Here is a 21,415-nt window from a genome sequence, read left to right as displayed (position 1 = left end):
TGTAGATGACCTTAGGCGCGTCCTGCACCCGGCGAATTGACGCAGATCACATATTCGGGATGTATGTTTTGATCTGCATCAAGTAGCTCCCCGCAAATACATGCTAGCTTTTGCATGTGTAGCAGGGAGACGGCTTTGATGAACGGATTTGACGGGGTGGTTTCGTCCCGCCGGGGATTTTTGGGGCTTGCGGGCGGATCCGCGGCGCTGCTGGCCTTGGGCTCTGCCCCGGTGCAGGCAGCGCGGGTGAAGACCGCGGCCAGGATCATTATTCTGGGCGCGGGGGCCGCCGGCACGGCGCTGGCAAACCGGCTGGTGGACCGGCTGGAGGGGGCCGAGATCACGCTGCTGGATGCGCGCAAGCAGCACCTTTATCAACCGGGCTTCACGCTGATCGCGGCGGGGCTGAAGCCGGCGGGCTATTCGGTGTCGGCCACGAAGGACTGGCTGCCACAGGGCGTGACCCTGATCGAGGAGGCCGCGGCCGAGATCGACCCGGTGGCGCGAACCGTCACCTCGACCGGCGGCACGGTGCTGGCCTATGACTTCCTGGTGGTGGCGACCGGGCTGACGCTGGACTACGATTCAATTCCCGGCATGTCGCTGGACCTGATCGGCAGCAACGGGATCGGGTCAGTCTATGCCGGGCCGGACTATGCGGCCAAGACCTGGGAGGCGATGGACACATTCACCTCGGAGGGCGGCGTCGGCCTGTTCTCGCGCCCCGCGACCGAGATGAAATGCGCCGGCGCGCCGCTGAAATACACCTTCATCACCGATGACTATGCGGTGCGCAAAGGCACCCGTGACAAGGTGGAAATCAAGTATTTCGCCCATAACAAGGCCTTCTTCTCAGTCCCGATCGTGTCGGAAAAGGTGCGGATGCTGTTTGGCGAGCGGGATATCCAGACCGCGTTCGAGCATGTCCTGATCGCGCTGGACCCGGGCAAACGCATCGCCACCTTCCAGACGCCCGAGGGCACCAGGGAAGAGGGCTATGACTTCATCAACGTGATCCCGCCGATGCGGGCGCCCGATGTGGTGCGGGCCTCCGGCCTGTCCTGGGCGGACAAATGGACCGATCAGGGCTGGATCGAGGTGGACAAGGGCACCCTGCGCCATGCCCGCTTCCCCGAGGTGTTCGGGCTTGGCGACATCTGCGGCGTGCCCAAGGGCAAGACCGCGGCCAGCGTCAAATGGATGGTGCCGGTGGTCGAGGATCATCTGGTCGCGCAGATCGAGGGCCGCGAGGGCACGCAGATTTACAACGGCTATACCTCGTGCCCGCTGATCACCCGGATCGGCAAGGCGATGCTGGTGGAGTTCGATTACAACGACAACCTGACCCCGTCTTTCCCCGGCGTGATCGCGCCGCTGGAGGAGTTGTGGATCTCCTGGCTGATGAAGGAAATCGCGCTGAAACCCACCTATAACGCCATGCTGCGTGGCTTGGCCTGAGGAGAGACGGGAATGAAAGACCTGACATTCGAGACGCTTCTGGCCGTGTTCGAGGAAATCTTCGGCTTTGGCCTGTTCTGGGCGATGGTCGTGGCGGCGGCACTGGGGACGGCCGCCTTCGTCTTTGTGCTGATCCGCGACCGCAACCTTGTCAGCCGCCGCCTGGTGCGGGCCGAACTGCTGGCCCCCATCGGCGCCTTTGCCGCGATCTGGTTCGTGCAGGCGATGACCTCCTCGGGCTTCCGCGACATCGGCGGCCCGATCGACGTGATCGTGCTGATCGGCATCGGCGCGGCGGGCGCGGTCGGGCTGACGATCTTTGCCTATGTCGCGCAGGCGCTGATCGGCGGGCCGCAGCGCGGCTGACGCAGGTCCGGGCGACCGAAACCTGCCCTTGCCCGCGCAGCTGTCGCCGCGCGCTGGCCCCCCTTTGCCGGAGTTGTCCCGATGATCTCGTCCAGTCCCACCGCCTCTGCCCCCGCCGTGCCACACGCAAGGCTGGAGCATTTCCCGATCACCTTCTTTGCCACGACCATGGGCCTTGGCGGCTTCACGCTGGCGGTTCACGCGGCAGAGCGGGCGCTTGGCCGTGGCCCCGGCCTGTCGCATCTGCTGCTGGCGGTGACGGTGGCGGTGTTCGCCTCGCTGATCGCGCTCTATGCCGCCAAGGCGCTGCGCCATCCGGCGGCGGTGCGGGCGGAGTGGCAGCATCCGGTGCGGCTGGCCTTCTTTCCCACCGTGTCGGTGTCGATGCTGCTGCTGGCCACGGCCTTGCTGGGGGACTGGCGGCGGCTGGCGCTAGGGGTCTGGGCTTTGGGGACGCTGCTGCAGGGTGCGCTGACGCTGGCGGTGATTTCGGGCTGGATCGGCACCCGGGCCTTCCAGCACGGGCATCTGAGCCCGGCCTGGTTCATTCCGGCGGTGGGCAATGTGATCGTGCCGGTGGCGGGGGCGCCGCTGGGATACATGGACCTCTCGTGGTTGTTCTTCTCGGGCGGGCTTTTGTTCTGGCTGGTGCTGCTGACGCTGGTGTTCAACCGGCTGGTGTTCCACGACCCGCTGCCGGGGCGGCTGCAGCCGACGCTGGTGATCCTGATCGCGCCGCCGGCGGTGGCCTATGTCGCCTGGCTGCGGTTGATGGCGCCTGCCACGGGCGTGGATGCGTTCGGCCATATCCTGCTGAGCCTTGGCTACGTCTTTGCCGCCATCGTCGCGCTGCAGGCGCCGCGCATCCTGCGGCTGCCCTTTGCGATGTCGTTCTGGGCGCTGTCCTTCCCGCTGGCGGCGCTGACCATTGCCAGCTTTGCCCATGGCGCCGCGGCAGGCTCGGCGGCGCATCAGCGCATCGGCTTTGCGCTGCTGGCGCTGCTGGCCGTGGTGATCGCCGGGCTGGTCGGGCGCACCGCGCTGGCCATCGCCCGGGGCGAGATCTGCCGGCCCGAATGACCCTGTTTTTCCCTCACCTGAAAAGGACGACCCAATGACCCTTACCCGCTTTCTGCCCGCCGCGATTGCCGCACTGATGATCGCCCAGCCTGCCGCCGCCGACGAGGCGCAAAAGCTGATCACCATCCTGACCGCGCCCGAGCCGCAGACCCAGCTGATGGCGATGGTGCTGACGATGAATGCCGTCGCCGCGGGGGCCGAGGCGCGGATCCTGCTCTGCGGTCCGGCTGGCGATATCGCGTTGAAAGAGGCGCCGGACACCGCCACCGCCGGCCAGCCGCCGAAGGGCGCAAGCCCGCAGGGGCTGATGAAGATGCTGATGGAGAAGAACGGCGTGCAGGTCGAGGTCTGTGCGATCTACCTGCCGGGCAAGGGGGCCGATGCCTCGGTGCTGATGGACGGCGTGACCGCTGCGGCCCCCGATGCGATGGGCGCGGCGATCGTTGCGGAAGATACGCAGGTGATGAGCTTCTGATCCGGGGATCAGCGCGAGGATGGGGGCCGCCGGCTGTGCCGCGCGGCCCTTGGCATGTGTGGGGGGATTGGCGCGGAATGGCAGCTTCGAGCCAGTCGCGTAATTCGGATCGCGCAGTTCGGGCGGGAAAAGGCGAGGCACTGCCTCGCCCCGCCCGTGCGGGACCTGTCCCCCGGAGCCATCGGCAGCAAGAGACTGTGTGAGGACAGCGCCCGACCTGGCGGGCGAGAAGCGCCCGCCAGGGGCGGGGCGGGCGCTGGCCGGGCCCTTTGGGGGCCCGTCCGGGTGGGTTGATATGGCGGGAAGTGGCGAAGGCGATGGCCTTCGCCAAGGCAAGCGGCGCGAGCTGACTGACTAACGCCCGCATCTGCCTGCGCAGCAGGCCGTCAAGGTCTTCATACGGAGGGCCGTATCAAGCCGAAGCTGACTCGGCCGCTTTCGCTCCTCAGAACGGAATGTCGTCGTCCAGATCCTGCCGCGCAGCGCCGCCACCGCCGCCGCCCGACCGGCTGCCCGAGGAGCCGCCCGAACCGCCGCCATAGCCGCCCGACGACCCGCCGCCATAGCTCTCGCCGCCGCCATAGCCCTCATCGCGGTCGCTGGAGCCACCGCCGCCGCCGCCCGAGGCATCGCCGCGGCCGCCGAGCAGGGTCAGCTCGCCGCGGAACTGGCGCAGCACGATTTCCGTCGTGTATTTGTCGGCCCCCGACTGGTCCTGCCATTTGCGGGTTTCCAGCTGGCCCTCGATGTACACGGTCGAGCCCTTGCGCAGGTATTGCTCGGCGATCTTGGCGAGGTTCTCGTTGAAGATCGCCACCGAATGCCATTCGGTGCGCTCTTTCCGCTCGCCGCTTTGCTTGTCGCGCCAGGTTTCCGAGGTGGCGATGCGCAGGTTGCAGACCTTGCCGCCATTGGGGAAGTTGCGCACCTCGGGGTCGCGCCCCAGATTGCCGACCAGAATGACCTTGTTGACCGAGCCCGCCATTGCGTGCCTCCCCTGAGCTTGTGCCGGTGCGCGCCCGTGGGGCGGCCCCGCGAATCCCGAAAATTGGCTTCCGGTTAGACCATCCGATCAGGGTTAAGGAAAGCCTAATTCTCCCCCGCGCCGCGGGCACCACGCCTGAAGACTCGCGTAGACGAGAAAAACCGCTATAGTCCGCCCCCGGGACCAGGGGCAAAACGGGTGGGCGAAACGTGACGAGAGCCATGGTGCGAGTTGGAGCCGGTGCGCCCCGGTCCGTGTCTTCGTCAGTATCCTTGCCGGTTGGCCTTGCGCTGGTGGCCTTGTTGATCGCCGGGCCGGCCTTTGCCGAGGGGCTGTCTGCATCAGGATCCGCCAAGAACCGCGCGATCCTGTTCCAGAACCAGACCCGCCTGCTCGATACCCGCGGCGCGCAGCAATATGAGAACTCGGTGCGCTACCAGCCGAATTTCGATGCCGCGAGCCGCAGCGTGACCGGCGCGGTGCCGCGCTATACCGGCAAGTACAAGGGCGAGTATCTGGAGGTGGCGAAGGCCGCCGCCCGGCGCCACGGCATTCCCGAAGACCTGTTCTTGCGCCTCGTGCAGCAGGAGTCCGGCTGGAACCACGGCGCGGTCTCGCCCAAGGGCGCAGCCGGGCTGGCGCAGCTGATGCCCGGCACCGCCGCCCTGCTGGGAGTGGATTCGGCCGATCCGGCACAGAACCTCGAAGGCGGGGCGAAATATCTGCGGATGATGTATGACCGTTTCGGCAACTGGCGGCTGGCGCTGGCCGCCTACAATGCCGGGCCGGAAGCGGTGCAGAAGCACGGCGGCATCCCGCCCTATGCCGAGACCACCAATTACGTGAAGGTCATCCTGGGCAGCTGATCGCTTCTGGCGGCCGGAAAATATGGCCGGGCAAAAAAATGGCCGGGCACTTGGCCCGGCCAGGAAGAGGGTATCCGTCAGGGGTTGGCGGAACCCAAACTCGGTGGGTCAGCTCAGCCAGAACGGCTTGGCGACCTCTTGCCGCGCGTGCTGCGGTTCAAGCCCGACATCGCGCAGCAGATGGCTATCGAGACGCGCCAGCGCCCGGCGGGTGGCGCGGCGGGTCGTATAGGTGGAAATGGCACGGGTGGCCTGACGCAGGATCCCGGCGCGGCGCGGCAGCGTCACGCCATTGGAGGCGGATTGCGAGGCGTTGAGCAGCAGGGACGACATCGGATGGCCTTTTGTGTTGATACAATGATCGGTGTTTGGTAGGCATGTGAATACAAAGCCGCAGACGCACCTTCCAGAGAAACATTGTGACTGATACAACTTGGTGTCCCGATCTGGCACAATTCGCCGGTCCAAAATATCTCGCGCTCGCCCATGCGCTGCGCGACGCGGTGCGCGAGGGCCGGCTTAATGAAGGCGTCAAGCTGCCGCCGGTGCGCGAACTGGCCTGGCGGATCGGCGTGACCCCCGGCACTGTGGCCCGCGCCTATACCATCGGCACCGATGAGGGACTGCTGGAGGCGGCGGTGGGGCGCGGCACCTTCGTCGCCGCCCGCGCGCCCCGGCTGGGGCCGAGCCAGCCGCTGCATATCGAACGCCCCGAGCCCGACGCGCAGGGCCGGGGGCCGGTGGACCTGCGCTCGCCGCAACTGCCCGACGTCGGCCAAAGCGCGGCGCTGGCCGAGGCGATGGTGCGGGTGTCCACGCAGATCGGGTCGGATTGGCTGGAATATCCCTCGCTCCGGCGGGACAAGCCGCTGCGCGAGGCGCTGGCGGCGTGGCTGCAGGGAAGGGTGCTTGGCGCCTTCGATGCCGATGAGATTGTACCCGCACATGGCGGACAATCGGCGATGAACCTGGTGCTGCAATGCTGCCTGCGCGGCGACCGGCCCATCGTGTTTGCCGAGGAACTGGCCTATCCGGGCTTTCGCCATGCCGCGCGGCTGAACCGGGCCGAGATGGTGCCGGTGGCGATGGACGAGCACGGCATGCGCGCCGATGCGCTGGACGCGGCCTGCCGCCGCCATGGCGGGCGGATCCTGTTCCTGACGCCCGAGGCGCAGAACCCAACCACGGTGCGGATGCCGCTGGCCCGGCGCGAGGAGATCGTGGCCGTCGCCCGCGCCCATGACCTGCAGATCATCGAGGATGATTGCTATTCGGTGCCGGGCGGCGCCGAGCCTTCCTTGCGCGCGCTGGCGCCGGAACGGGTGTGGCATGTGACCAGCCTGTCGAAATCCGTTTCAGCCGGACTGCGCATGGGCTTCATCGTCACCCCGCGCGGCATGGGCGAGGCGGGGCGGCTGACGGCGCAGCACAGCTTCTTCGGCCTTGCGCGCCCGCTGACCGATATCGTGACCGACCTGCTGGTGTCAGGCCGGGCGGCAGAACTGCGTGACCGGGTGAATGCCGTCTATGCGCGGCGGCTGACCACGGCGGTGAACGCGCTTGGCCGCTATGACCTGTCCTGGCAGCCGGGGCTGTCCTTCTTGTGGCTGCGGCTGCCGATCGGCTGGCGCGCCTCGACCTTTGCGCGCGAGGCCGAGGGGGCGGGGGTGCTGATCCGCTCTGCCGATGAATATGCGCTGCAAGATGGCCACGCGCCCAATGCGGTGCGGATCGCGGTCGCGGCGGGGGTGAGTGAAGAGCGCTATGCCGCGGCGCTGGCGACGCTGGCGCGTCTGCTGGCGCGGCCGCCCGGCGACCTGCCGGTCTGACGGGGATGGACGGGGATCTTTCCGAACGGCGGCTGACGCATTTCGTGGGCGGCGCCTGGCGCGCGCCGCTGTCGCAGCGCATGGCCGGCGGGCGGCGCGGGCGCCGGGTGCTGGCGGGGCCCGAGGATCTGGCGCGGGCGCTGGCGGTGGCCGACGCTGCGGCGCCGGAATGGCATGCGCTGCCGCCGGGCATCCGCGCGGGGCTGCTGGCAGAGGCGGGGCTGGCGGTGGCCGAGACACCGGCGTTCCCTGCTACTGCGCCGCTGCTGCGCTTCACCCTGCCTCAGCCTGCAAAGCTGGGCGTGCTGCTGGCCTCGGGCCGGGTGCTGGTGCTGGTGAGCCCGCGCGCGACGCCGCGGGCGATGCTGGGGCTGATCGAGGCGTTGCGCAGCGCCGGGCTGCCGCCGGGGGTGCTGAACCTGCTGAACGGCCATGCCGCCGACTTGGCGCAGACGGCAAGCGCCCCGGCCCAGCAAATGAGTCCCCTGGCAAAGCCCAAAACCTAGGCGTCTGCCAAAGCATCATGCGCCGCGAGGCCAAGTCCCGGCGATTGGGGCCTTTTCACGCGCCCGATCCTGTGCAAACTGAACCCGATACGGCGCGGCAGGCGGGCGCGGGGGACCGGGGCGGCATGGAAGAGAAATCACGGTGGCACCGCTTCCGGCGGAGCGAGGCTTTTGCCGGGTTGACGCTGATCAGCCCCACCGCGCTTTACGCGCTGCTGCTGCTGGTCGCGCCGCTGGCGACGATCCTTGTCTATTCCTTTCTGACCGATGGCGACACGGTGACCAGGATCGTCTGGGAGTTCACCTTCGAGAATTACATCACCACCTGGACCCAGCCGATCTACCGGGCGGTGATGATGCGCTCGCTGAGCGTGTCGATGATGGTTACTGCGGTGACGGTGATCCTGGCCTTTCCGGTGGCCTATTACGTCTCCTTCCACGTCGCCCCGGGCCGCAAGGCGCTGTGGCTGTTCCTGATCACCATCCCGTTCTGGACCAGCTACCTGATCCGGGTGTTCCTGTGGAAGGTGATCCTTGGCTATAACGGCGTGATCAACTCGGGCCTGACCTCGCTGGGGCTGATCGACGAGCCGCTGACCTTCATCCTCTACAACGTCAATTCCATCGTGCTGACGCTGGCCCATGCCTATGCACCCTTCGCAATCCTGCCGATCTTCGTGGCGCTGGAGAAGATCGACCGATCTCTGCTGGAGGCCGGGCAGGACCTGGGCGAATCGCGGCTGATGACCTTCTGGCGGGTGACGCTGCCGCTGGCGATGCCGGGCGTGGTGGCGGCGGTGCTGATCGTGCTGATCCCGACCATCGGCGACTATGTCACCCCGCAGCTGATCGGCGGCGGCAAGATCCCGATGATCGCCAACCTGATCCAGAGCCAGATGCTCGATCAGGACAACCGGCCGCTTGGCTCGGCGCTGGCGGTGTCGGCGATGCTGATCGTGACGGTGGTGGCGCTGGCCTTCGTGCTGCTGAACGCCCGGTTCCTGCGGGTGAAGAAATGAGGGGCGCCCCGATGGGCCGAGCCATGCGCCGGAAGGAGAGCCGCGGATGAAGGGTCAGGGTCTTCGCCTCTATGCCATCCTCTATCTGGTGTTCCTCTATGCGCCGATCGCGCTGCTGCCGATCTTCGCCTTCAACGATGCCACCATCATCTCTTTCCCGCTGCGCGGCTTCACCACCGAATGGTTCGCGGCGCTGGCCGATCTGCCGACGCTGCATCTGGCGCTGAAGAACTCGCTGATCATCGCGGTGTCGTCCTCGGTGCTGGCGACTTCGCTGGGGATCTTCGCCGCCCGCGCCTCCACCCGCTACGAGTTTCCGGGCAAGGGCGGGCTGATGGGCCTGATCATGCTGCCGCTGGTGCTGCCCGAGGTTATCGTGGCGATGTCGCTCTTGATGGTGCTGCTGGGGATCGGGGTGAACCTGGCGATCTGGACGGTGATCCTGGGCCATACGCTGATCTGCACGCCCTTCGCAATCGCCATCCTGTCGGCGGCGTTCCAGAGCCTCGACAAGTCGCTGGAGGAAGCGGCCTATGATCTGGGCGAAAGCAAGCTGTCGACCTTCCGGCTGATCACGCTGCCGCTGGTGATGCCGGGGATCATTTCGTCGCTGCTGATCTCGTTCACCATCTCGCTTGATGAATTCATCATCGCGTTCTTCCTTGCCGGATCCGAACCCACGCTGCCGGTCTATATCTATTCGCAGCTGCGCTTCCCCAAGCAGATCCCGGCGATCATGGCGCTTGGCACCATTCTTGTCGCGCTGTCGGTGCTGCTGCTGACCATCGCTGAATATTTCCGCCGCCGCGGGCTGAAGAAGACCGGCGCCAAGGATACCGGAGGCTTCCTGTGAACAACGTCCCCCAAGCTGCTGCCCCTGCGCCCATCGCCTCGCGCCCGACGATGATCGAGTTCCGGGACGTGCATAAATACTACGGCGATTACCACGCGCTGCGCGGGATCAACGCCACCATCAAGGCCGGCGAGTTCTTCTCGCTGCTGGGGCCGTCGGGCTGCGGCAAGACCACGCTGCTGCGCACGATTGCGGGGTTCGAGGATATCTCCTCGGGCGCGGTGCTGATCGACGGCAAGCATATGGTGGATGTGCCGGCGAACGTGCGGCCGACCAACATGGTGTTCCAGTCCTACGCGATCTTCCCGCATCTGACGGTAGAGCAGAATGTCGGCTTCGGCCTGCGCCGCGAGGGCGGCACGCCCGCCGAAAAGGCACGCCGGGTCGAAGAGGCGCTGGAGATGGTGGGGCTGAAGGGCTTTGGCAAGCGCGCCGCCCATGCCCTGTCCGGCGGGCAGCGGCAGCGGGTGGCGCTGGCGCGGGCGCTGATCCTGAAACCCAAGGTGCTGCTGCTGGATGAGCCGCTGTCGGCGCTCGACAAGAAGATGCGCGAGCAGATGCAGGTGGAGCTGATCCGCCTGCAGCGGCAGGTGGGCATCACCTTCATTCTGGTCACCCATGACCAGGAAGAGGCGCTGGTGATGTCGGACCGCATCGCGGTGATGTTCGAGGGGCAGATCGCGCAATTGGCCGACCCGGAGACGCTGTATCGCCGCCCGAACTCCCGCCAGGTGGCGAACTTCATCGGGGTGATGAACTTCCTTCCCGCGAAGGTGCTGACCGAGGCCGCGGGCCGCATCGCCATCGACGTGCAGGGCCTTGGCCAGACCGAGATCGACGCGACGCAAGCCCCCGGCGCCGTCACCGGCGGCGAGATCAGCGTCGGCTTCCGGCCCGAGACGCTGACGATGCTCTACGAAGGCCAGACCACCACCGAACGCGAGACCCCCGGCACCATCGAGGAGGTCGTCTATTACGGCGACATGACCTATTACGACGTCCGGCTCGACGGGGTCGACAGCCCGGTGCGGATTTCCATGCGCAACGTCTTCGGGCGCCCGGTGCTCGACATCGGCACCCGCACCCGCGTGGCCTGGAGCGCGGGGGCGCTGGTGCTGTTCCGGTGACGGTCCGGTTGACAGGCTGGCTGCGCTGCAAGGATGAGGCGGAGCTGGCGACGGTGCTGCGCTATCTGCCCGAGCATGTGCGGCTGACGCTGGAGGAGCCCGGCTGCCTCACATTTCACGTTGAGCAGACCGAAGACCCACTGGTCTGGCGCGTGGCCGAAACCTTCACCGATGCTGCGGCCTTTGACGCGCATCAGGCCCGCACCCGCGGCTCGGACTGGTTCCGTGCGACCAACGGGATACAGCGCGAGTTCCAGCGCAGCGGCTAGGCTGGACATTCCCCAAGGGCGGCCCGACAACTCGGCTGCCCGGGGAGACGCGCAATGACATCCACAAACGTGAATCACCCCGCGCCCGCGCGCGGAACGCAGCACCGCCCGCTGCTGGCGGCGCTGTGGATGATGGGCGCGATCTTCGGCTTCTCGGCCATGGCCGTTGCGGGGCGCGAGGTGCAGGGGCAGCTTGATACCTTCGAGATCATGCTGTGGCGCTCGCTTCTGGGGCTGATCATCGTCGATGCCATAGCGCTGGCGCTGCGGCGGCGGGATGAGCTGGCGCCGCGCTTCATGGGCCAGCACCTTCTGCGCAACACCGCGCATTTCGCCGGGCAGAACCTGTGGCTTTACGCGCTGACGCTGATCCCGCTGGCGCAGCTGTTCGCGGTGGAGTTCTCGTATCCGATCATGGTGGCGCTGGCCGCGCCGCTGCTGCTGGGAGAGCGGCTGATGCCGGTCAAGCTGCTGACCGCCGCCATCGGCTTTGCCGGTATCTTGCTGGTGGCGCGGCCCTGGGGCGTGGGCGGGATCAGCCCCGGCATCCTTGCGGCCTTTGGCGCGGCGCTTGGCTTTGCGGGCTCGGCCATCGTGACAAAGCAGCTGACGCGCAAGGTGACGACGCTCGGCATCCTGCACTGGCTGTGCGCAATCCAGCTGGCGCTGGCGCTGGTCTTTGCGCTGTGGGACGGGCAGATGACCTGGCCCACCCCGGCCAGCTGGCTGCCGCTGGTGGTGATCGGGCTGTCGGGGCTTGGCGCGCATTGGTGCCTGACCACGGCGCTGTCACTGGCGCCTGCCTCCATCGTTACGCCCATCGACTTCCTGCGGCTGCCGCTGATCGGAGTGGTGGGCATGGCGCTCTATGGCGAACCGCTGGACATCTGGGTCTTTGCCGGCGGCGCGATCATCTTCGGGGCGAACTGGATCAACCTTGCGGCCGATGCCCGGGCCGGGCGACGGCCGGTGCCGCCGGTGGTGGGTTGAGATGCTGCGGCGCCGCAAAGATATGGGAAACTTGCTGCGTTGCAAAAATCGCAATGCAGCTATGTCGCGACGTGACGTCATTGATTGACGCAAGGGCCGGTTACGTGAACGTTACAACTGAACTCGTAGGGATGAGGTTCTAATATGAGACGTGTCTTGATGACGGTCAGCGCCACGGCTCTGACTGCGGGTGGCGCCTATGCCGGTGGTATCGAGCGTTCGACCCAATCTGTCGCAATCCTGTTCGAACAGGGTAATTACATCGAGTTCAGCCTCGGCGAGGTGTCGCCCAATGTCAGCGGCGTTCAGCAGATCGCGCTGACGACGCCTCCGGGCAGCTCGTCCGGCGACATGGCAGGGGATTACACAACCTGGGCGCTGGCGGTGAAGACCGCCCTGACCGACAAGCTGGACTTCGCGCTGATCCTGGATGAACCGGTCGGCGCCGATGTCGAGTATGGGACGGGCACGGGCTATTTCTATGCCGGGTCCACAGCGACCATCGACAGCCATGCCCTGACGGCCCTGTTGCGCTACAAGGCGACGCCAGCCTTCTCGGTGATCGGCGGCGTGCGGGCCGTGCAGACCGAGGGTGAGGTGGGGCTGTTCAACGGCTACCAGATGGAAGCCAAGAAAGAGACCGACTGGGGCTATGTCGTCGGCGCCGCCTGGGAGAAGCCAGAGATCGCCGCGCGCGTGTCGCTGACCTACAACTCGGCGATCGACCACGACTTCACCGCGAACGAATCCGCGCTGGTGACGGTCGCCCCGGGAGTCGTGATCCCGGTCTCGCAGCAGAACGAATTCACCACCACCATCCCGCAATCGCTGCACCTTGAGGCGCAGACCGGGATCGCGGCCGATACGCTGCTGTTCGGCTCGGTTCGCTGGGTGGACTGGTCGGAGTTCAAGATTGCGCCGCCGCTCTATGTTCTGGGCGCGGGCGACAATCTTGTGGACTATGACGGCGACACGATCACCTACAGCATCGGCCTTGGCCGGCGCTTCAACGAGACCTGGTCGGCGGCGGTCACCGCAAGCTACGAGGACGCGATCGGCGGCTTCTCGGGCAACCTCGGCCCGACCGACGGCGCCACCTCTGTCGGGCTTGCCACGACCTATACGCGCGGCCCGATGAAGATAACCGGGGGCGTGCGCTATATCTGGCTGGGCGATACCGAAACCGAGGCACCCTCGCCGGTTCCGCCGGGCACCACCTTCGCCAAGTTCAAGGACAACGAGGGCGTCGCCCTGGGTCTGCGGGTCGGCTACAGCTTCTGACGCGGTATTCCGCGCAGATCACGAAAGGCCCCGCCCCGGCGGGGCCTTTTGGATTTGCGCGACTGTATTTGGCACAAGATCCGGGTGGCGGAGCGGCCTGTGGGGGCCTAGCGTCCGCCCATCATGAAACAGACAACGATCTCCCCGCTCGCCTGGGCGCTGATGGCCGCGCTTGCCCTGATCTGGGGCGGGTCGTTCCCGTCGAACCGGCTGGCGCTGGCCGAGGTCGGGGTGCTCACCACCGTCGCCTTCCGCGTCGGCGTGGGCGCCCTGCTGATGTGGGGCGTGGTGGCGCTGCGCGGCATCGCCCGGCCGCGGGGCGCACGGGTCTGGGCGGGCTTCCTGGGCATGGGCCTGCTGAACAACGCCATCCCCTTCACGCTGATCGTCTGGGGGCAGACCCGCATCGACTCGGGTCTGGCGGGAATCCTCAACGCCGCCACCGCGATCCTGGGGGTGGCGGTCGCCGCGGCGGTGTTCCGGGATGAACGGCTGGGGCTGCGCAAGGGCGCGGGGGTTCTGCTGGGCTTCACCGGGGTGGCCGTCGCCATCGGCATCGGCGCGCTGGCGCGGTTCGATCCCGGCTCTCTGGGCCAGCTGGCGGTGCTGGGGGCGGCGCTGAGCTATGCCTTTGCCGGCGCCTTCGGCCGCGTCACCACCCGCGGCATGGCGCCGGAACTTGCCGCCGCCGGGATGCTCACCGCCGCCGCGCTGGTGATGGTGCCCGCCGCGCTGCTGGTCGAGGGGGCGCCGCCGCTGGACCTTGCGCCGGCCACCTGGGGGGCGCTGGCCTATCTGGCGGTGATCGCCACGGCGGGGGCCTATGTGCTCTATTACCGGGTGATGCAGATGGCGGGGGCGGGCAACCTGAGCCTGGTGACGCTGCTGGTCGCCCCCGTCGCCATCGTCCTTGGCGCGGTGATGTTCGACGAGGCGTTGCCGCTGCGCGCCTATCTGGGCTTCGCGCTGCTGGCCCTGGGGCTGATCGTGATCGACGGGCGGGCCCTGCAGAAAAGCCGTGACCCTGCGGCGGGGCAGGGTTAAATCCCCCTGACGAAGCGGCAGGGGGCGGCAATGATCTATGCGGATGCGGCACAGTGGCGGGCGGCCCCGGACAAGCGGGTGCTGCTGTTCGGCATGTCCGGCCTTGGCAAGACCCACCTTGCGAACCTCCTGCGCGAGGGCGGCGACTGGTTCCACTACTCGGTCGATTACCGCATCGGCACCCGCTACATGGGCGAGCATATCGCCGACAACTTCAAGCGCGAGGCGATGAAGGTTCCGCTGCTGCGCGAACTGCTGATGACCGACAGCGTCTATATCGCGTCCAACATCACCTTCGACAATCTGGCGCCGCTGTCGACCTACCTCGGCAAGCCGGGCGACCCGGCCAAGGGCGGCTTGCCCTTCGCCGAGTACATGCAGCGGCAGGAACAGCACCGACTGGCCGAGATCGCGGCCTTGCTCGACACCGGCCATTTCGCCCGCCGCGCGCAAGGGATCTACGGTTACCCGAATTTCGTCTGCGATTCCGGCGGCAGCATCTGCGAGGTGGTGAACCCGCATGACCCCGCCGACCCGGTGCTGACCGCGCTGGCGCAAGACACGCTGATGATCTGGATCGAGGGGTCGGACGCGCATACCGCCGAACTCGTCCGCCGTTTCGACCGCGCGCCGAAGCCGATGTATTACCAGCCCGCCTTCCTGCACGCCGCCTGGGCGGACTATCTGGCCGAGACCGGCGCCGAGGAGGGTGCGGTCGATCCCGATGCCTTCGTGCGCTGGACCTATGCCCGCGCGCTGGCCCATCGCCAGCCGCGCTATGCCGCGATGGCCACGAACTGGGGCCTGAAGGTCCGCGCCGAAGACGTCGCCCGCCTGCGCAGCGCCGAGGACTTCACCGATCTGGTGGCCACGGCGCTGGATCGCAGGGCTTGAGTGCGCGGCCCGCACGGCTTATCTGACCTCCTCTGCCTGTTCCGCCAGCTCTGAAGGAGAGCATGATGCCCATCACCCTGCCCGAGACGCTTCCCGCCTTCGACATCCTGTCGGCAGAGGGCGTCATGGTCATGTCGCCGGGCAGGGCGGCGATGCAGGATATCCGGCCGCTGCGCATCGGCCTGCTGAACCTGATGCCCAAGAAGATCCAGACCGAGAACCAGTTCGCCCGGCTGATCGGCGCGACGCCGTTGCAGATCGACCTGTCGCTGATCCGCATGACCGACCACGAGACGCGCAACACCGCCGCCGAGCATATGGAAGAGTTCTACCGCCCCTTTGCCGAGGTGGAAGCCAGCGGCGACAAGTTCGACGGGCTGATCATCACCGGCGCGCCGATCGAGCATCTGGAGTTCGAGGACGTCACCTATTGGGACGAGCTGGCCCGGGTCTTTGCCTGGACCCAGACCCATGTGCATTCCACCTTTGGCGTGTGCTGGGGCGGGATGGCGATGATCTGGCATTTCCACGGCGTCAAGAAACATATCCTGCCGGCCAAGGCCTTCGGCTGCTTCCGCCACCAGAACCTCGCGCCCGCCTCGCCGCTGCTGCGCGGCTTTTCCGATGACTTCGTGATCCCGGTCAGCCGCTGGACCGAGATGCGCCAGGCCGAGATCGACGCTGCGCCGGGACTGGTGACGCTGCTGGGGTCGGATGAGGTGGGCCCTTGCCTCGTGCAGGACGAGGGTCACCGCGCGCTCTATATCTTCAACCACTTCGAATACGACACCGGCACCCTGAAAGAGGAATACGACCGCGACATCGCGGCGGACAAGCCGATCAATGTGCCGATGAACTACTATCCCGGTAACGATCCCGCGCGCCCACCCTTGAACCGGTGGCGCAGCCACGCACATCTGCTTTATGGAAACTGGATCAACGAAATCTACCAGACCACCCCGTTCCGGATCGAGGATATCGGCACGCCGGTTTCCGCGTAGGATGAGCCGTGTCGCCGCTGCCCTTGCATTGCTGGCCAGCTTCGGGCTGACCGCCTGCGCCGCCTCGCGTGAGGCGGCGACGCGCGCCGCCAACCCGCCGCAGGGGCAGTTCGTGACCGTGGGCGGCACCCGGCTGCATGTGGTCGTGGCGGGGCAGGGGCCGGATCTGGTGCTGATCCACGGCGCCTCCGGCTCTGGCCGGGACATGACCTTCGACCTGCTGGGCCGGCTCAGCGACCGCTACCGCGTGATCGTGCCCGACCGTCCCGGCTTTGGCTATTCCGACGCGCTGCCGGGCGGAGGCACGCTCAGGCAGCAGGCGGACCTGCTGGCCGATCTGGCGGTGGAACTGGGGGCCGACCGGCCGCTGGTGGTGGGGCACAGCTATGGCGGATCGGTGGCGTTGGCCTGGGCGGTGCATCGGCCGCAGAATGCCGCGGGCCTCGTGACGCTGGCGGGCGCCTCGCATCCGTGGGACGGCGATCTGTCGCTGTTCTACCGCGTCACCTCCTCCGCCGTGGGCCGCGCCGTCGCGGTGCCCGCGATTACCGCGCTGGTGCCGGAGGGCACCGTCAGCGGCATGGTCGAGAGCGTCTTTGCCCCGCAAACCGAGCCCGAGGGTTATGCCGAGTATTTCGGCCCGCTGATGTCCGCCTCGCGCAAGACGCTGGCGGCCAACGCGCAGCAAAGGGCAACGCTGAGCGATGAGCTTGCGGTGCAATCCCGGCAATACCCCGTGATCGACCTGCCGGTCGAGGTGCTGCACGGCGATGCCGACACGACCGTGGGGCTTGAAATCCACGCCCGCCCGCTGTCGCGCGAGGTGCCGGGGGCGCGGCTGACGGTGCTGCCGGGCGTCGGCCACATGCCGCACCATGCCGACCCCGAGGCGGTGGTGGCCGTCATCGACCGCGCCGCTGCCCGCGCCGGGCTGCGCTGATCCTGAAAGCCCACGGACACCCGCCCGTCCGCCTTCCATTGCGGCGCGCGCCCCAATCGCCATACTGGTGCGAAACTTCGAGGTGCCCGATGCCGTCTGACAAGACCCCCGAGATCCCGTTCGTTGCCGATATCCTCAGCTTCTACAGTGATGAGGCGCCCAAGGAGCTGCGCCACGCCATCGAGAAGGCGGGCAAGAAGGATATCCTGTCCGGCAGCTATCCCTATGCTGAAGAGATGTCCGGCAAGGATTACGACGCGCAGATGGAGAAGCTGCAGATCGAGCTGGTGAAGATGCTGGCGGGGGTCAAGGCCAGCGGCGGGCGTGTCTGCGTGCTGTTCGAGGGCCGTGATGCCGCCGGCAAGGGCGGCACCATCGAGCGGATGCGTGAGAACCTGAATCCCCGCAACGCCTATATCGTCGCCCTGCCGAAGCCGAACGAGCGCGAGGCGACGCAGTGGTATTTCCAGCGCTATGTCGACTGGCTGCCCGCCGCGGGGGAAATCGCGCTGTTCGACCGCAGCTGGTACAACCGCGGCGTGGTCGAGCAGGTCTTCGGCTTCTGCACCCCGATCCAGCGCGGCCAGTTCTTCCAGCAGCTGCCGCATTTCGAACGGATGCTGGTCGATGAGGGCATCACCCTTGTGAAGATCTGGCTGGAGGTCAGCCGCGCCGAACAGCTGCGCCGCTTCCTCGACCGGGCCAAGGATCCGCTGAAGCAGTGGAAGCTCAGCTGGATCGACGTGGAAGGCCTGAAGAAATGGGACGCCTATTGCGCCGCCATCGCCGAGACCCTGGCGCTGAGCCATCTGGCCGGCGCGCCCTGGACGGTGGTGCTGTCCGACGACAAGGACCGCGCCCGCATCGCCGCGATCCAGACGCTGCTGCTGGCGGTGGACTATCCGGGCAAGGACCTGGAGGCCATCGGCAGCATCGATGGCAAGGTCTGCGGCGGGCCCGAGATCATGCCGGCGGAGGTCATGGCGACCAGTACCTCGGGGCGCGAGGGCAAAGCCGGCTGATGGGCAAGCAGGGCTACCATCACGGCAATCTGCGGCAGGCCCTGGTCGAGGCGGCGCTGACTCTGATCGAGACGCAGGGGCCGCAGGGCTTTACCCTGTCCGAGGCGGCAAAGACGGCCGGGGTGACGCCCGCCGCGGTCTATCGCCACTTCGCCGGGCGCGAGGACCTGATCGCCGAATGCGCGCGGCAGGGTTTTGGCATCTTCGCCGACCTGATGGACCATGCCTGGAATGGCGGCAAACCCTCGTCGCTGGCCGCCTTCGAGGCGACGGGGCGGGCCTATCTGGCCTTCGCGCGGCGGTTTCCGGGGCATTACATGGCGATGTTCGAAAGCGGTATCGCCCCCGGTACCACGCCGGAACTTGCGGCTGCCTCTGCCCGCGCGCAGGCAGTGTTGACGCGGGCCGCCGCCGCGCTCAGCCAGCATCTGCCCGAGGGGCGGCGCCCGCCCGCCAGCATGGTCTCGGCCCATATCTGGGCGATGAGCCACGGCGTGGTGGAACTTTACGCCCGCGGCGCCCCCGGCGCCCGCGGCCCGTTCCCGCCCGAGGACCTGCTGGAAACCGGCATCGGCATCTATCTGCGCGGGCTGGGGCTGCTGCCCGGCGATACCTGAGGTCTAGAGGGCCAGCGACCAGCTTTCACCGATCAGGTCATGGCCGAAGGAGTGATGCGGCACCTCTTCCAGCAGCACGAAGCCCGCGCGCTGATAGATCCGCCGCGCGGCGCCAAGCACAGAGTTGGTCCAGAGGTCGAGCCTTGTGTAGCCCGCCGCCCGTGCCCGCTCGATGCAGGTCCGTACCAGCAGATCGCCGATGCCCTGCCCGCGGGCGGCAGGCTCCACATAGAGCAGCCGCAGCTTGCCCGCCCCCGCCTCGCCGCGCACCAGGAAGACGGAGCCGACCATCTGCCCGTCGATCTCGGCGATCCACCCATCCTCGCAGGCCGGATCGAAATTGGTGTGGAAGTCGGCCAGGATGCGCGCCGCCAGTGCCTCGAACTCGGCAGTCCAGCCATACTCCTGCGCATAGAGCATGGCCTGCCGCGAGGCGACGAGGCCGAGATCCCCGGGCCGCAGCCCGCGCAGCACCGGCTGCGGCGGCGCGGTGTCCGTGAAAATTCGCGTCAATGTCTCGGCCGCGTGGCGCAGGCTGTCGCGGCGCACGGGCGGCAGCGTCTCCAGCAGCGCGCCCATGGCGGTGCAGGTGCTTTGCTCCAGCGCGGCATAGGTGCTGCGCCCCTGATCGGTCAGCGACAGCAGCTGATGCCGGCCATGCGCAGGATCATCGCGCGCGGCGACCAGATCGCGGGCAACGAAACGCTTGATCGTGCGGCTGATCTGGCCCGGGTCCATGCGCAGCGTGCGCGCAAGCTCTGCCCCGGTCAGGTCGGTCCGGTTCGCAAGCTCATACAGCACCCGCGCCTCGCTGAGCGTGAAGGGGCTGTTGTCGAGCTTGGTGTCGAGCAGCCCCAGCCGGTTGGTATAGACGCGGTTGAAGGCGCGCAGGGCGTCGATGTCGTCTGCCGGGATCATGCTGCCGCTCCTGAATGTTGACACAATCAAGATCGTAAAATGATGACTGAGTCAACATTATTTACGCAGGCAACCGCCGCCCCGGGGGGCAGCGGCGGGCGGTCATTCCATTTCGATGGTGCCCGGCGGTTTCGAAGTGATGTCATACATCACCCGGTTGATGCCGCGGACCTCGTTGATGATCCGCGTTGCCGTCTCGCCCAGGAAATCATGGGTGAAAGGGTAGTAATCCGCCGTCATGCCATCGACCGAGGTCACGGCGCGCAAGGAGCAGGCAAATTCATAGGTGCGCCCGTCGCCCATCACGCCGACGGTCTTGACCGGCAGGATCGCAACGAAAGCCTGCCAGATCTCATCGTAGAGGCCATGCTTTCGGATCTGGTCGATATAGACCGCGTCGGCCTGGCGCAGGATCTCCAGCTTTTCGCGGGTGATCTCGCCGGGGCAGCGGATCGCAAGGCCGGGGCCGGGGAAGGGGTGGCGGCCGATGAAGCTTTCGGGCAGGCCAAGCTCGCGGCCCAAAGCGCGGACCTCGTCCTTGAACAGCTCGCGCAGCGGCTCGACCAGCTTCAGCCCCATCTTTTCCGGCAGGCCGCCGACATTGTGGTGCGACTTGATGGTGACCGAGGGCCCGCCCGAGAAGCTGACCGATTCGATCACGTCGGGGTAAAGGGTGCCCTGGGCCAGGAACCTGGCCCCGCCCACCTCATGCGCGTGCTTCTGGAACACGTCGATGAAGAGGCGTCCGATGGTCTTGCGCTTGACCTCGGGGTCGCTGACCCCCTCTAGCTCGCCCAGGAACAGCTCCGACTCGTCGGCATGGATCAGCGGGATGTTGTAGGTGTCGCGGAACATGGTAAGCACCTGCTCCGCCTCGCCAAGCCGCAACAGCCCATGGTCGACGAAGACGCAGGTCAGCTGGTCGCCGATCGCCTCATGGATCAGCACGGCCGCGACCGAGGAATCGACGCCGCCCGACAACCCGCAGATCACCTTGGCGTCGCCGACCTGCTCCCGGATCTTGCGGATCGCCTCATCGCGGTAGGCGTCCATCGTCCAGTCGCCCTTGAAGCCGGCCAGACGCACGAAATTCTCGTAGAGTTTCGCGCCCTTGGGGGTGTGATGCACCTCGGGGTGGAACTGCACGGCGTAGAAATGCCGGTCCGGGTCGGCGGTGATGGCGAAGGGGGCGTTGGGCGAGGTGCCGAACACCCGGAAGCCCGGCGCGATGGCAGAGACATGGTCGCCATGGCTCATCCACACCTGCTCGCGCCCCTCCGCGAACCAGCCCGCCAGCAGCGGCAGCGACTCTGGCTCGGGCGTCACATAGGCGCGGCCGAATTCGGCGGTCTTGTGGCCACGCTCCACCTTGCCGCCTAGGCAATGCATCATCACCTGCTGGCCGTAGCAGATGCCAAGCACCGGCACGCCAAGGGTGAACACGCCCGCAGGCGGCATCGGCGCGCCTTCCGCGAAGACCGAGGCCGGCCCGCCCGACAGGATCACCGCGCGCGGCGCGAACTCTGCCAGGAAGGCATCCGTGACCTTCTGGAAGGGATGGATTTCGCAATAGACATTCAGTTCGCGCAGGCGCCGGGCGATCAGCTGCGTGACTTGCGATCCGAAGTCGATGATGAGGAGGCGATCATGCTGGGTCATGGATGGGCAATATTGCCTTCCCCGCTGGCGTGCAAGAGGCCCGCGCGGTGTTTTGGCCAGCCGCGGACGGGGGCTGCCTGCCCCCCGGGCCTTCGGCCTCCCCCCGGGGATATTTGGAAAAGGCAAAGGGGAAGCGGGCGGAGCAGGCATGTCGTTTTTTGGTGCCGGATGCCGGAAACCGACACCGGAGGGCGCGGGATCGGAGTAGAACCGTTG

The 21,415-nt window shown here is 67.1% G+C and carries 23 protein-coding genes; 19 read left to right on the top strand and 4 right to left on the bottom strand.

Annotated elements, in window-relative coordinates; all coding sequences use genetic code 11:
* Positions 1 to 138: 138 nt before the first annotated feature.
* From GVY41_RS12130 to GVY41_RS12115, 4 genes are all read left to right on the top strand, one after another.
* On the top strand, positions 139 to 1,458 hold the full coding sequence (locus tag GVY41_RS12130) for an NAD(P)/FAD-dependent oxidoreductase (protein ID WP_161346909.1): 1,320 nt from the start codon (positions 139 to 141) through the stop codon (positions 1,456 to 1,458).
* A 12-nt stretch (positions 1,459 to 1,470) separates the two neighbouring features.
* Positions 1,471 to 1,824: a DUF5368 domain-containing protein gene (locus tag GVY41_RS12125; protein WP_161346911.1), complete on the top strand. Its 354-nt coding sequence runs from the start codon at positions 1,471 to 1,473 to the stop codon at positions 1,822 to 1,824.
* A gap of 81 nt (positions 1,825 to 1,905) precedes the next feature.
* Positions 1,906 to 2,904: an SLAC1 anion channel family protein gene (locus GVY41_RS12120; protein ID WP_161346913.1), complete on the top strand. Its 999-nt coding sequence runs from the start codon at positions 1,906 to 1,908 to the stop codon at positions 2,902 to 2,904.
* 34 nt (positions 2,905 to 2,938) lie between these two features.
* A complete protein-coding gene (locus GVY41_RS12115) occupies positions 2,939 to 3,379 on the top strand; it encodes a DsrE family protein (protein WP_373283299.1) in 441 nt (146 codons plus the stop codon).
* A gap of 445 nt (positions 3,380 to 3,824) precedes the next feature.
* Here GVY41_RS12115 and ssb read toward each other — a convergent pair whose 3' ends face one another.
* The gene (ssb, locus tag GVY41_RS12110) at positions 3,825 to 4,364 is read right to left on the bottom strand and encodes a single-stranded DNA-binding protein (protein ID WP_161346915.1); all 540 of its coding nucleotides are present in this window, start codon (positions 4,362 to 4,364) and stop codon (positions 3,825 to 3,827) included.
* 221 nt (positions 4,365 to 4,585) lie between these two features.
* On the opposite strand from ssb, the gene GVY41_RS12105 reads away from it, so the two are divergent.
* Positions 4,586 to 5,230 (top strand): lytic transglycosylase domain-containing protein, encoded by a 645-nt coding sequence (locus GVY41_RS12105; protein WP_161346917.1) that lies wholly within the window; start codon positions 4,586 to 4,588, stop codon positions 5,228 to 5,230.
* 108 nt (positions 5,231 to 5,338) lie between these two features.
* Here GVY41_RS12105 and GVY41_RS12100 read toward each other — a convergent pair whose 3' ends face one another.
* Positions 5,339 to 5,563, bottom strand: coding sequence for a YjiS-like domain-containing protein (locus GVY41_RS12100; RefSeq protein ID WP_161346919.1), 225 nt, complete (start codon positions 5,561 to 5,563; stop codon positions 5,339 to 5,341).
* An 86-nt stretch (positions 5,564 to 5,649) separates the two neighbouring features.
* On the opposite strand from GVY41_RS12100, the gene GVY41_RS12095 reads away from it, so the two are divergent.
* From GVY41_RS12095 to GVY41_RS12030, 14 genes are all read left to right on the top strand, one after another.
* Positions 5,650 to 7,059: an aminotransferase-like domain-containing protein gene (locus GVY41_RS12095; RefSeq protein ID WP_161346921.1), complete on the top strand. Its 1,410-nt coding sequence runs from the start codon at positions 5,650 to 5,652 to the stop codon at positions 7,057 to 7,059.
* A gap of 5 nt (positions 7,060 to 7,064) precedes the next feature.
* A complete protein-coding gene (locus tag GVY41_RS12090) occupies positions 7,065 to 7,565 on the top strand; it encodes an aldehyde dehydrogenase family protein (RefSeq protein WP_161346924.1) in 501 nt (166 codons plus the stop codon).
* Positions 7,566 to 7,690: 125 nt separating this feature from the next.
* Entirely contained in the window at positions 7,691 to 8,584 is an 894-nt protein-coding gene (locus tag GVY41_RS12085; RefSeq protein ID WP_161346926.1) for an ABC transporter permease, read from the top strand.
* A gap of 46 nt (positions 8,585 to 8,630) precedes the next feature.
* Positions 8,631 to 9,437, top strand: a complete 807-nt coding sequence (locus GVY41_RS12080) for an ABC transporter permease (RefSeq protein ID WP_161346928.1) — start codon at positions 8,631 to 8,633, stop codon at positions 9,435 to 9,437.
* Between the two features lie 50 nt (positions 9,438 to 9,487).
* The gene (locus GVY41_RS12075; protein WP_161347109.1) at positions 9,488 to 10,564 is read left to right on the top strand and encodes an ABC transporter ATP-binding protein; all 1,077 of its coding nucleotides are present in this window, start codon (positions 9,488 to 9,490) and stop codon (positions 10,562 to 10,564) included.
* Complete coding sequence (locus tag GVY41_RS12070; RefSeq protein WP_161656899.1) at positions 10,561 to 10,833, top strand: putative quinol monooxygenase; 273 nt, start codon at positions 10,561 to 10,563, stop codon at positions 10,831 to 10,833. Before GVY41_RS12075 ends, GVY41_RS12070 begins: the two co-directional genes overlap by 4 nt.
* 54 nt (positions 10,834 to 10,887) lie before the next feature.
* Complete coding sequence (locus GVY41_RS12065; protein WP_161346930.1) at positions 10,888 to 11,823, top strand: DMT family transporter; 936 nt, start codon at positions 10,888 to 10,890, stop codon at positions 11,821 to 11,823.
* A 144-nt stretch (positions 11,824 to 11,967) separates the two neighbouring features.
* On the top strand, positions 11,968 to 13,104 hold the full coding sequence (locus tag GVY41_RS12060) for an outer membrane protein transport protein (RefSeq protein ID WP_161346932.1): 1,137 nt from the start codon (positions 11,968 to 11,970) through the stop codon (positions 13,102 to 13,104).
* Between the two features lie 123 nt (positions 13,105 to 13,227).
* Positions 13,228 to 14,148 carry a DMT family transporter gene (locus GVY41_RS12055; RefSeq protein WP_161346934.1) on the top strand — a complete coding sequence of 307 codons (921 nt, stop codon included), beginning with the start codon at positions 13,228 to 13,230 and terminating at the stop codon, positions 14,146 to 14,148.
* 30 nt (positions 14,149 to 14,178) lie between these two features.
* A complete protein-coding gene (locus tag GVY41_RS12050; RefSeq protein WP_161346935.1) occupies positions 14,179 to 15,042 on the top strand; it encodes an ATPase in 864 nt (287 codons plus the stop codon).
* A 65-nt stretch (positions 15,043 to 15,107) separates the two neighbouring features.
* Positions 15,108 to 16,043 carry a homoserine O-succinyltransferase gene (locus GVY41_RS12045; protein ID WP_161346937.1) on the top strand — a complete coding sequence of 312 codons (936 nt, stop codon included), beginning with the start codon at positions 15,108 to 15,110 and terminating at the stop codon, positions 16,041 to 16,043.
* A 1-nt stretch (position 16,044) separates the two neighbouring features.
* Complete coding sequence (locus GVY41_RS12040; RefSeq protein WP_161346939.1) at positions 16,045 to 16,983, top strand: alpha/beta fold hydrolase; 939 nt, start codon at positions 16,045 to 16,047, stop codon at positions 16,981 to 16,983.
* Between the two features lie 89 nt (positions 16,984 to 17,072).
* The gene (ppk2, locus tag GVY41_RS12035) at positions 17,073 to 18,005 is read left to right on the top strand and encodes a polyphosphate kinase 2 (protein WP_161346941.1); all 933 of its coding nucleotides are present in this window, start codon (positions 17,073 to 17,075) and stop codon (positions 18,003 to 18,005) included.
* Entirely contained in the window at positions 18,005 to 18,622 is a 618-nt protein-coding gene (locus GVY41_RS12030) for a TetR/AcrR family transcriptional regulator (protein ID WP_161346943.1), read from the top strand. Before ppk2 ends, GVY41_RS12030 begins: the two co-directional genes overlap by 1 nt.
* A gap of 3 nt (positions 18,623 to 18,625) precedes the next feature.
* Here the strand turns inward: GVY41_RS12030 and GVY41_RS12025 are convergent, their stop codons facing one another.
* Both GVY41_RS12025 and guaA read right to left on the bottom strand, forming a co-directional pair.
* Complete coding sequence (locus GVY41_RS12025; protein WP_161346945.1) at positions 18,626 to 19,540, bottom strand: bifunctional helix-turn-helix transcriptional regulator/GNAT family N-acetyltransferase; 915 nt, start codon at positions 19,538 to 19,540, stop codon at positions 18,626 to 18,628.
* Between the two features lie 102 nt (positions 19,541 to 19,642).
* Positions 19,643 to 21,199 (bottom strand): glutamine-hydrolyzing GMP synthase, encoded by a 1,557-nt coding sequence (guaA, locus tag GVY41_RS12020; protein WP_161346947.1) that lies wholly within the window; start codon positions 21,197 to 21,199, stop codon positions 19,643 to 19,645.
* Between the last annotated feature and the right edge of the window lie 216 nt (positions 21,200 to 21,415).

Origin of the sequence: Frigidibacter albus, assembly GCF_009908165.1 — a bacterium.
Lineage (GTDB): Bacteria > Pseudomonadota > Alphaproteobacteria > Rhodobacterales > Rhodobacteraceae > Frigidibacter > Frigidibacter albus.
The sequence above is the reverse complement of the archived record's forward strand: the minus strand, read 5'-3'. Positions and strand labels throughout refer to the sequence as shown.